Here is an 11,254-nt window from a genome sequence, read left to right on the forward strand (position 1 = left end):
GGTGGACTCTATATATGACAAAAAACTGTGCAAATAGCACAGTTTTTTGTTCTCAGTTTCGATGTGTTTTTTTAGGGGACCAATTCATTTTCCCTAGCGAAGACGGTGTGAAATAGGAAGAAGTATATTTCTTTCTGGAAACTGGCCGCTTCTTTTCGGGAGGCTGCCAGTCGATGTAGCGGTAAACGATCTTTTTGGCGCGTGACAATGACATTTTGGACTGGGGATTCCGGTAATTATGATCAAGCTTACCCAAATGGTTGAGTTCTTTGAAGTCTTCCTTAGTTGGGGGAATATGAAAAAAGTATTTATCCACTTTTATAAGCAATGTTGAATGCTGATTGCTTAATTTTGGATGATCGGAAAAATGCAGACCAACTTTTTCAGCACGCTTTTCTTTAAGAAGCCTGTTTATCGTCTCTTTTTTAATGTGATAGAGGTGCTGAGGCTCAGGTGCTGTTTTGGCATGCCGGTTTATCGAAAATATGGCCTCTGCCAGTTCTTGTATCGGAATTTCTTGATTAATACTCACATGTAAACCCCCTTTCGTTGCAGTACCAGCTGCATAACTAATTTAAGACTTTGCGGATTTTATACTATTTTGCTTGTCTCTATCGTATCGCAATGGTTGTCCCAATGCAATATTCTCCGGACCTGTTACACGTGTATTCAAAATAAAAGAGCGGATATTTCCCCGCTCAGGATTTGTTACTTCATGGACTTGATATCTTCCACAATTTTTTTCATGTTTTCCGCTTTTCTGCCATCGTACCGCTTAATAGCATTTCCTTCCGGAGTGACAACAAAGAAGCTCGTTGCGTGAATTACCTGATTGGAATCGGCGACCTTTTCAACTGCAGATTTAAAAGACTTTATGGAAAACTGCTTAATTTCATCAAATTTGTACCCGGTCAGTAAATGCCAGTTATCAAGTGAGCCACCGCGCGATTTAACGTACTTTTTCATGATCTTGTGTGTATCATGTTTTGGATCCACACTGAAGGAAACGAGCTGGACGTCTTCAAGTCCTGCTTCTTTTAATTGATCCTGCAATTTTGCCATGTTTGCGGTCATCGGCGGACATACTGTCGTACAGTTCGTAAAAATAAAATCCGCTACCCAAAATTTTCCTTCTAAATCACTTTTGGAAAGTTTCTCACCATTGTGGTCAGCATAACTGAAATCCTGTACATTATATGAAAAATCTCCTTCGTACTTATCTCCACAGGCAGACAACAAAATAACGAGCAACAGTATTGGCAAAAGCCATTTAATTCCTGACATTTGATTATCCTCCTAAACGAAATCGTTTCCAGTGTAGCATGATTCAGCCTAAAAAACTATGGACAAACTGTTACGATTCACCATTTAGAACGAAGTTAAGCTTCCAGGGTGAAGATATTGATCTCCGGTTTGCATAAAAATCGGTAGGGTAGTCTTGTTGTGCCAATTCCTCTGCTCACATGCAATATTAATTTGCCGCCACGAAGGGAATGCTTGCCCTGCACATATTTTTCGGCATATAACGGCGTGTACAAATCACCGATGAACGGTAATCTCACTTGGCCGCCATGACTGTGACCGGAAAGTTGTACATCCACTGGATATTGTGCCGTTTTATCAGCAAAATCCGGTTCATGAGCAAGTAGGATGGTGAATAATGTCGGGTCGGCACCTGCAAGTGTTTTACGCAGATCTGGCTTTCCCAGCATTACATCATCTATTCCCGCCAGAATAATTTCTTCGTCGGCATTGCGAATTAATTGGTGACTATTTTGCAGTAATTGAAAATCAGCTTTATCCATCGTGTTTTTAACAATATTGGTTCCGTAACCACCATGGTCGTGATTACCGTAAATCCAGTACTTTCCCGCATTGGCATGCAGTTTTTTCAATGATTTGATCAAATGGTTGTTCCAGTTATATGTGTTAGCCTGGTCGACCAAATCCCCTGTAAAAACGATCAAATCAGGATTTTCTTGATTTATAGTGTTTACAAGGTTATCAAATTGTTCAAGTGAATAATGAAAGCCGATATGTGTATCGGAAAATTGTACAATTTTAAACCCGTTGAATGCACTTGGAATTTTATTGAATGAAATGGTTTCCCGTGTGAGTTCAAGCATTGACGGTTCTAATTCACGAGCATAGAAATATGTTCCTCCGCTAAGTCCAACCAGAGCAAGCAGACTTCCGAGCGATTGCTTTAAAAATGTACGTCTGTTCATAATGGTCATACCTTTCCAAGACAGGTAGAAAATATAAGTTTTCCACCGCATTAAGTGCAAAAAAGCTTTTTGCGCTTTTCTATCATAACGTATTTTATTGATAGGGGAAATCGAAACCTAGTGGGTTTATTCCTATCGAAAGAATCAGTCTTTTTTGACTTCGGATAATGTATCGAATATGATTAATTATACATAAAGAAAGGGGATTCTATGAACAATAAAACGGTCATTGTAACGGGAAGTACAAGTGGAATGGGAAAATATATGGCACAAAAATTTGCCGCAGAAGGTGCCAATGTCGTTTTGACAGGGAGAAATTCAGAGCGGCTTAAGGAAACGAAAGACGAACTGGAGTCTTCTTCAACGGGCAGTTTATTTACGGTTTCCATGGATGTCCGAAATCCGGAAGATGTGGAAAGAATGGTCGAGGAAACTGTTCAACAATATGGAAGAATAGATTTCCTGGTAAATAATGCTGCAGGTAATTTCATAGCTCCGGCAGAAAAATTATCGATAAATGGCTGGAATTCGGTTATTGATATCGTACTTAATGGGACATTTTATTGCAGCAGAGAAGTTGGGAATTATTGGATTGAACATGAAATTGAAGGATCGATTATTAATATGGTAGCGACATATGCATGGAACGCTGGAGCAGGTGTTATCCACTCATCAGCAGCTAAAGCTGGCGTTCTCAATCTGACTCGTACGCTTGCTGTAGAATGGGGAACCAAATATGGTATACGGGTAAATGCCATTGCACCGGGTCCGATTGAGCGTACTGGCGGGGCAGATAAATTATTTGAATCTGAACAAGCCGCACAACGTACGATACAGTCTGTTCCCTTGAAACGACTCGGAACACCGGAGGAAATTGCCGGACTTGCTCATTTTTTATTTTCGGATGAGGCTGGATACATAAACGGGGAAGTTATCACAATGGACGGAGGTCAGTGGTTGAATAAATTTCCTTTTTAAATATAGAGCGTGTTATCTAAGGATAGCGCGCTTTTGTTTTCCTTTCACATTGGCAAATTCATGGATAGATTCATAAATTAATTGTGACAGCGTGCACCTGTTTGAATGGGGGTGTTTTTAATATTTTTCGTGTAAACGATATAACTTACCTATTATCTGTGGTAAAATATGTATGGGGATACAAGATATAACTCCTTTTTCTGAAAAATTTTATTGAATGCTACTAATCGTTTTTTGAAAAGGAGCGAATATTCATGAGTACATTAAAAGATAAACCAGTAACTGATATATTGGTGGAAGATCTGATGATTTCTTCTGAAAAGGTTGCCCATGTCCAGTTGAATAACCCATTGGAACATGCACTGCTTGTTTTGGTGAAGTCAGGTTATTCGGCAGTTCCGGTATTGGATGGATCCTATAAATTGGTCGGTACAATTGGAAAAACTTTAATATTAAACGAAATATTGGGGCTGGAACGGTTTGAAGCTGAGAAACTCGCTGATATGCGGGTGCATGAGGTAATGAATTCAGATATACCATCACTTACAAAAGAAGATTCCATTTTGACCGGATTAAAAGAGGTTATCAATTATCCATTTGTTTGTGTTTCAGACCAGGATGGATATTTCGATGGGATTTTGACAAGGCGTGCGATTTTAAAACAGATGAAACGATATATCTATACATCTGGAAACAATCCTGTGTATTGAATGAAGGCTGCCTCCGGCGAAAAATTCGTTAGCTGGGGGTATTTGTTTGCTCAAAAATGGTGCAGCGGGGTATAGAAGGGAACAGGAGTGTAATTTTTATGAAAATACATACGCAGGCAGCCAAAACAAATCGTCCGCTGGTGCTGGTGTCGGTTATGCTGGGGATGTTTTTGGCAGCGATTGAAGCGACAATTGTGGCCACTGCGATGCCAAGTATAGCGGCCGATCTTGGCGGATTTTCATTATACAGCTGGGTATTTTCAGCTTATTTATTGACGAATGCAGCAACCGTTCTTATTTTTGGAAAATTGTCCGATATATTCGGAAGAAAGCCTGTATTTATTGCCGGCATTTTTATTTTTCTGACCGGTTCAACATTGTCCGGGTTTAGTTCATCCATGGAAATGCTGATTATCTGCAGGTTTGTCCAAGGTGTCGGTGCAGGGACATTAATGCCAATTGCAACAACAATCATCGGTGATATCTACAGTAAAGAAGAACGTGCAAAAATTCAGGGATATTTGTCAAGCGTATGGGGGATTTCAGCAGTTACCGGTCCGCTTTTGGGCGGGATATTTGTAGAGGCGTTAAGCTGGAGGTATGTTTTTTGGATGAACATCCCCCTTGGCTTACTCGCTATGCTTGGAATATTGTTTTTTTTACATGAAGATCCTGACAGGAAAAACCAATCGATTGATTTCCTGGGCTCTATATGGATTATGATTGCCGTTACATCCCTCATGTTTATATTGGTAGAGGGAGGTATAGGCATGCCTTGGAACTCGATGATGATGTATGGTCTGATTGGAGCGGCGTTTGCCGGTTTTTCGCTTTTTGTCGTCCAGGAACGAAGAGCAAAGGATCCGATGATGCCATTTGAAATTTGGAAAAATCGGATTATCAGTTTTGCCAATTTAACCTCGTTGACCGCTGGGATGATTTTGATTGGTGTATCCAGCTATCTACCTGCATTTGTACAAGGTGTGATGGGTTATTCTCCAACGGTTGCGGGATTTACATTGACGACAATGTCCATCGGTTGGCCGCTGGCAGCAGTTGCCGGGGGGAGGTTGCTGCTGATTATAGGCTACCGGTCAACATCATTGCTAGGCTGCTCGTCATTAATTATTGGAGGTATCCTGTTCTTTATGTTGTCACCGGACAAAGGTCCTGTTTGGGCAGCGGCGGGATCCTTTTTCATCGGAGTCGGTATGGGACTAACCAATACATCATTCATCGTGGGAATCCAAAATGCAGTAGGCTGGAAGACTAGAGGGATTGCAACTGCTGCCAATATGTTTATGCGCACTGTGGGAAGCGCACTTGGTGCTGCACTGCTTGGCGGGTTGTTGAACGGTCAGATTCAAAGATATATCAAGCAAAATGGACTGGAAGATACTGTTTCAGTCGACACAGCAAATAACTTGCTCGATCCCAGGCAGAATGTGTCATTGTCAGATGATGTTCAAATGGTATTGCAGAATGGACTTACTTCCGGGCTGCATGCGGTGTACACTGGTCTTTTGGTACTTGCAGTCATCAGCTTTTTCCTTGTTTTGTTTTTACCTAAAAAAGAGCAGGAATAGGTGTTTGTTGCGTCCAGTTGTATCGTCTGCTAAAGTAAAATAAATACATAAAATTGGAGGAACATAATTGTGAGAATGATGGATGCTAATGAAATTATCAGCTTTATTTCAAACAGTGAAAAAAGCACACCTGTTAAGGTTTATATTAAAGGAAATGATTTAAATAATTTACAGTACGGGGACAAAATCCAGTCTTTTGTTGATCATAACAGCGGCGTGCTGTTTGGCGAGTGGAAAGATATTCAAAATGTATTGAATGAAAATAAAGATTCTATTACAGACTATGTACTGGAAAATGACCGCAGAAATTCAGCTATACCACTGCTTGATCTGAAGGGGATTAATGCGAGAATTGAGCCTGGTGCTGTCATTCGTGATCAGGTGGAAATTGGCGATGGTGCCGTTATTATGATGGGAGCAATGATTAATATCGGCTCAGTTGTTGGTGAAGGAACAATGATTGATATGAATGTAGTTCTTGGCGGTCGTGCGACTGTAGGAAAAAATTGTCATATTGGTGCGGGAACGGTGCTTGCCGGCGTCATTGAGCCGCCTTCTGCCAGTCCGGTGGTAATTGAGGACGAGGTTGTCATTGGTGCAAACGCCGTTATCCTTGAAGGTGTAACAGTCGGTAAAGGGTCTATCGTTGCAGCCGGATCAATTGTAACAAAAGATGTAGCACCTAATACACTTGTAGCTGGTACACCGGCAAAAGTGCTGAAAGAAATTGATGACAGTACCAAATCCAAAACGGAAATTAAACAAGAACTGCGAAAATTGGATAACTAAAGCAGGGATATAATGAACTTACAAACAATCAGAAGAGAGCTGCATCAGATTCCTGAACTGGGCTTTCAGGAAAAAAAAACCCATGCCTATTTATTGAAAAAATTGAAGGCAATGGATTCGGAAAGATTGGAAATCCGGACATGGGAAACAGGGATACTGGCTAAAGTCAAAGGAAATTACCCTAAGAAAACAATTGGATACCGCTGTGACATTGATGGTTTGCCAATCAAGGAGGAAACCGGATATGCCTTTCAATCTGAACATGATGGAAAAATGCATGCATGCGGGCATGATTTTCATATGACAATTGCCCTTGGTTCGGTGAAATCAATTCTTGATCAACCGGCTGACGATGATGTGGTTTTTATTTTTCAACCGGCCGAGGAAGGACCAGGCGGTGCCTTTCCAATGATGCAATCGGAAGTATTTGATGACTGGAAACCCGACGTTATTTTTGCATTGCATATTGCCCCTGAGCTGCCGGTCGGTACAGTTTCAACCCGGGCAGGCTTGTTATTTGCTAATACGAGTGAATTATTTCTGGACTTTAAGGGGAAGGGCGGTCATGCAGCATATCCGCATCTGACCAGAGACATGACAGTTGCTGCAAGCAGTTTTGTGGTAGAATTGCAGCAAATTGTCTCCCGGGCATTAGACCCGCTTGAAAGCGCGGTTGTAACGATTGGCAAAATGGAAAGTGGTTTTGTTCAGAATGCAATTGCGGAGACAGCAAGATTGGAAGGAACTATCCGGACGTTACAACCGAAAGCAATCGATGTTGTGAAAGAAAAACTGGAGCGGCTTGTCCGGGGTTTTGAAATTTCACATGAATGTACAATCGATATTGATTACGGTTCGAATTATTATCAGGTTTATAATGATCAGCATTATACAGATCTTTTCAAAAAGACAATCGGCAAGACCGATTTAAACTATCGTGAAGCTGGTCCCGCCATGACGGGGGAAGACTTTGGATACATGCTGAAGGATATTCCGGGATTCATGTTCTGGCTTGGTGTTGATTCGCCGTACGGTTTACACAGTTCAAAGCTTCAGCCGGATGAACGTGCACTTTTGGCAGGCGTAAAGGCTGTAGCAGCAACAATCAATTCTATTGCACACCAATAAATGTTAGCCATCTGCATACCTTTTCATTTTCGGGAAAAGCTATTCAGGAATCTTTTCGAATTAGAAGGAGGTATACAGGTGGCACGAATTGGTGTTGAGGATAGCTTAACAGACGTAAAAGAAGCATTAATGGAAAAGGGTCATGATGTGGTTGATTTGCACTCGGAAGATGACACCGAATATTGTGACTGCTGTGTGATAACAGGTTTGGATAAAAACGTGATGGGGATGTCCGACGCAAGCATCGCCGGGGCCGTAATTAATGCAGATGGATTGAGTACCGAATCTATTTGCCAAATGGTGACTGAAAAATTGGATTATGAACAGTGAAAAAAAGAATCCCCAATCTCGGGGATTCTTTTACTCTGTAGCTTTTTGCAGGACTACATGCTGGGTGAGCGGCATATCGACATTTTTTTCGTTAAATGCTTCTTTAATCCGCTTCCGTATGTCCCGCTCACATTCCCATTGCAGTCCATTTTCAGTCTGTCCGACAACCCGAAGGACAATTTGTGATGTATCAATTGCTTGAACGCCAATTGCATCGGGACCTTCTTTGAAGCGTTCATCATTTTCAAATTCCCCGCAAATCTTTTTCAGGATTGCCAGTGCTTCATCAAGATTATCGTAATGACTAATTCCAATATCGACAAGTGCGCGCATGTTTCCGCGTGAATGGTTGGCAACCCCTTCAATATAACGGTTTGGCACAAAATTTAATGTTCCGTCAAAGCTGCGGATTTTCGTTGTTCGCAGTCCAATTTCTTCCACAACACCGTCATATCCTGCAGTCGTTACATAATCATCAATCTCAATCTGCCGCTCCAGTATAACGAAGAAGCCGGTTACAATATCACTGACAAGTCCCTGTGCACCAAAAGCAATTGCCAGTCCAACAACACCTGCACCGGCAAGAAGTGGACCGATATCGACTCCCAGTGCTGAGAACAGCATAACGATTAAGACAAACATCATGACATAAGAAAAAACGTTGGTAAGAAGCTTCTCCAATGTTTTCATTCTTCCGGGAGAGGATTTCTGTCCTTTTGCAGCATTCTGCAATGTTTTTTCAATTACCTTTTTCCCGATTGGTACGATAATCAAATAGGCAACAACAAGTAATATCATCTTTCCAATGACCGGTAAAACGGCACTGAGAATTTCCGTCAAATCAAACCCGAATATTTCCATATGTAATTCTCCTTCCTTTAACTAAGCTTATCCTATCATATCTAAGGTACGGAACGATTTCAATTTTCCACAAAAAAGAACATAGTAAACCTCAAATGAAGTACTGTTGTTCTTCCACTTGGGACTCGTAAACTTTAACTGTCGGAATGCAGGAATGGTCAGGAAACATTGCAGCATTATCAACATATAAAATAATGTGAAATGATAAATTGACTCGTGTGTTGCGTAATACTTCAAGACATTCAGGAGGTAGAAAACGATGAGATTACGAGAAAAAATGCCTGAGCTCGATGGTGCGACAAAGTGGTTAAACAGTAAACCAATTCACAGGAGGGATCTGATAGGAAGCAAGCCTTCCCTTATTCACTTCTGGTCGGTTAGTTGCAGCACATGCAAAGAAGCAATGCCCGGACTTAATAAAATTCGTGATGAATTTGCCAATGAGCTGCATATCATTGCTGTCCATATGCCCAGGGCAGAAAAGGATATGGACATGGGGCTTGTCAGAAAATCTGCAGAGGAACATGGTATAACTCAACCGATATTTGTTGACAATGAACGAACCTTGACAGATGAGTTTAAAACCAGATATGTGCCTGCTTATTATTTATTTGATACAGAAGGAAAATTGAAACACTCTCAATCCGGCAGCAGCAGTATTCGAATGCTGCGCCGAAGGATTGATAGGGTTTTGGGTCATACTTCGTGATAAACCTGAATATAATCCATTCACCTGCTTTTAAAGGCAGGTTTTTTTATTGAATTAAATTTCCGTTATAGTCATTTTTGTTGTCCTTTTGGAAACTTTAAAAAAATTGAGCAAAAGTAATGAAATTTATTTCGGAACCCGTTATATTAGAAAGTACGTAAAAGTTTGGGGGGGATTTTCATTGAGTACGTTTCAAAAACTAAAGCAGTATTTTTGGCCAAATCGGAAACTTTTTTTCGGATCGTTATTCTTTTTAGTCTTTGTAACGGCTGCAACTGTTGTCTATCCAATTGTGCTTCAGCAGACAATCGATAATGTAGTCATGAAAAACAGATACAATTTGATTCCATACATTTCCATTGTATTTTTTCTGATTATGGTAATCAAAGGATTTTCAACATTTTTTCATCAATATTTCGGTGAATTATTCGGTATAAAATTTGTTTATATGATCCGCGGGGCCTTGTATGAAAAACTGCAGGTACTTTCCTTCAAGTACTATGATAACGCTAAAACCGGAGATTTAATGTCACGACTGGTCGAAGATGTAAGGGGTTTCAGGTTTTTCCTGTCGTTTGGTTTTTCCGAACTAGTCAGGATTACCTTACTGATTTTATTCAGTTTAGCAGTAATGTTTTATTACTCTATTCCGCTCGCACTTGTAACAATGGCGGCTATGCCATTTTTGGCGATCGTTGTTTTCCGTTTTGATCATCTTGTTCATCCGGCGTTTCGGGGTATTCGGAGATCACTCGGGCGTTTGAACACCCGTGTACAGGAAAATATAAGTGGAATGAATACAGTGAAATCATTATCGCGGGAAGACTTTGAAATTGGCAGGTTCTCCGGAAGCAATGATAACTATCGACAAAAATATTTATTCACTGCAAATATTTGGTCCAAATACATGCCGCTTATGGAGTTTATAGGAAACGTCTGTGCGGTTGCTCTACTTGCTTACGGGGGCTTCCTCGTTATTGATGGTCAACTCGGTATAGGTGAACTGGTCGCATTTTTCAGCCTGGTTTGGTATATTCTTGGGCCGTTAATGAATCTGGGATTTGTCATCAACCAGTTTTCCCAGGCAAAAGCATCTGGTGAGCGGTTGCTGGAGGTGCTGGATGAAAAGGAGGACATCGAGGAAAAAGAAGATGCCGTAGATGTTCCATTAGAGGGGCATGTAACATTTAAGGACGTCACATTGACGTATATTAAAGATGATGATGCAGCACTGAAACACATCAGCTTTGATGCACCACCAGGCAAGGTAATTGGTTTAATAGGTTCAACCGGTTCCGGGAAAACAAGCATTACACAGTTAATCACACGATTTTATGAACCGGAAAAAGGCAGGGTTATGGTTGATGGTCGTGATGTGGATTTGTATAAATTGAAAACATTGCGCCGCCATATTGGATTTGTATTACAGGAACCGTTCCTTTTTTCTACATCCATTCGTGAAAATATTGCATATGGCGATCCGACCATTTCGGATGAGCAAATTATTGATGCAGCCAAACGTGCTCAAGCACATGATTTTATAATGGATATGCCTGACGGGTACGATACAATGCTTGGTGAGCGGGGAATGGGGTTATCCGGGGGACAGAAACAGCGGATTTCCATTGCCAGAGCCATTTGCATCAATCCAAGTATTCTTGTACTTGATGATGCCACCTCGGCTGTAGATATGGAAACAGAATTCAAAATACAGAAAGCACTTAAAGAGGTAATGAAAGGGCGCACAACATTTATTATTGCCCACCGTATTTCTTCACTTAAACATGCGGATGAGATATTGGTGCTGGAAGATGGCGAAATTGTTGAGCGGGGCAAACATGATCAGTTGATGGTCAATAATGGTGCTTATCAACGTATTTATGACATTCAATATCAGGACCGTGAAGCAATTATGGAGTCCGCTAAATAGAAAGG

At 41.0% G+C, this 11,254-nt stretch carries 12 protein-coding genes; 8 read left to right on the plus strand and 4 right to left on the minus strand.

Annotation, left to right across the window (positions count from 1 at the left end; genetic code table 11):
* Positions 1 to 52 precede the first annotated feature (52 nt).
* The 3 genes from B1K71_RS08315 to B1K71_RS08325 form a co-directional block, all read right to left on the minus strand.
* A complete protein-coding gene (locus tag B1K71_RS08315) occupies positions 53 to 526 on the minus strand; it encodes a YkyB family protein (protein WP_077330125.1) in 474 nt (157 codons plus the stop codon).
* A gap of 182 nt (positions 527 to 708) precedes the next feature.
* Positions 709 to 1,284: an SCO family protein gene (locus tag B1K71_RS08320; RefSeq protein WP_175631874.1), complete on the minus strand. Its 576-nt coding sequence runs from the start codon at positions 1,282 to 1,284 to the stop codon at positions 709 to 711.
* A 95-nt stretch (positions 1,285 to 1,379) separates the two neighbouring features.
* On the minus strand, positions 1,380 to 2,228 hold the full coding sequence (locus B1K71_RS08325) for a metallophosphoesterase (protein ID WP_077325879.1): 849 nt from the start codon (positions 2,226 to 2,228) through the stop codon (positions 1,380 to 1,382).
* A 210-nt stretch (positions 2,229 to 2,438) separates the two neighbouring features.
* Here B1K71_RS08325 and fadH point away from each other — a divergent pair, with 210 nt between their 5' ends.
* From fadH to B1K71_RS08355, 6 genes are all read left to right on the plus strand, one after another.
* A complete protein-coding gene (gene fadH, locus B1K71_RS08330; protein WP_077325881.1) occupies positions 2,439 to 3,206 on the plus strand; it encodes a 2,4-dienoyl-CoA reductase in 768 nt (255 codons plus the stop codon).
* A gap of 254 nt (positions 3,207 to 3,460) precedes the next feature.
* A complete protein-coding gene (cbpB, locus tag B1K71_RS08335; RefSeq protein ID WP_077325883.1) occupies positions 3,461 to 3,916 on the plus strand; it encodes a cyclic-di-AMP-binding protein CbpB in 456 nt (151 codons plus the stop codon).
* A 98-nt stretch (positions 3,917 to 4,014) separates the two neighbouring features.
* A complete protein-coding gene (locus B1K71_RS08340; protein WP_077325885.1) occupies positions 4,015 to 5,502 on the plus strand; it encodes an MDR family MFS transporter in 1,488 nt (495 codons plus the stop codon).
* A 69-nt stretch (positions 5,503 to 5,571) separates the two neighbouring features.
* Complete coding sequence (gene dapD / locus B1K71_RS08345) at positions 5,572 to 6,291, plus strand: 2,3,4,5-tetrahydropyridine-2,6-dicarboxylate N-acetyltransferase (RefSeq protein ID WP_175631875.1); 720 nt, start codon at positions 5,572 to 5,574, stop codon at positions 6,289 to 6,291.
* Positions 6,292 to 6,303: 12 nt separating this feature from the next.
* A complete protein-coding gene (locus tag B1K71_RS08350; RefSeq protein ID WP_077325887.1) occupies positions 6,304 to 7,419 on the plus strand; it encodes an N-acetyldiaminopimelate deacetylase in 1,116 nt (371 codons plus the stop codon).
* Between the two features lie 78 nt (positions 7,420 to 7,497).
* The gene (locus B1K71_RS08355; RefSeq protein WP_077325889.1) at positions 7,498 to 7,749 is read left to right on the plus strand and encodes a YkuS family protein; all 252 of its coding nucleotides are present in this window, start codon (positions 7,498 to 7,500) and stop codon (positions 7,747 to 7,749) included.
* Between the two features lie 30 nt (positions 7,750 to 7,779).
* Here B1K71_RS08355 and B1K71_RS08360 read toward each other — a convergent pair whose 3' ends face one another.
* On the minus strand, positions 7,780 to 8,610 hold the full coding sequence (locus B1K71_RS08360; RefSeq protein WP_077325891.1) for a mechanosensitive ion channel family protein: 831 nt from the start codon (positions 8,608 to 8,610) through the stop codon (positions 7,780 to 7,782).
* Positions 8,611 to 8,869: 259 nt separating this feature from the next.
* Between B1K71_RS08360 and B1K71_RS08365 the strand changes: the two genes are divergently transcribed.
* Positions 8,870 to 9,319, plus strand: a complete 450-nt coding sequence (locus B1K71_RS08365; RefSeq protein ID WP_077325893.1) for a TlpA family protein disulfide reductase — start codon at positions 8,870 to 8,872, stop codon at positions 9,317 to 9,319.
* 181 nt (positions 9,320 to 9,500) lie between these two features.
* Positions 9,501 to 11,249 (plus strand): ABC transporter ATP-binding protein, encoded by a 1,749-nt coding sequence (locus tag B1K71_RS08370; protein WP_077325895.1) that lies wholly within the window; start codon positions 9,501 to 9,503, stop codon positions 11,247 to 11,249.
* Positions 11,250 to 11,254: the final 5 nt, after the last annotated feature.

The organism is Virgibacillus siamensis (assembly GCF_900162695.1).
GTDB lineage: Bacteria > Bacillota > Bacilli > Bacillales > Amphibacillaceae > Lentibacillus > Lentibacillus siamensis_A.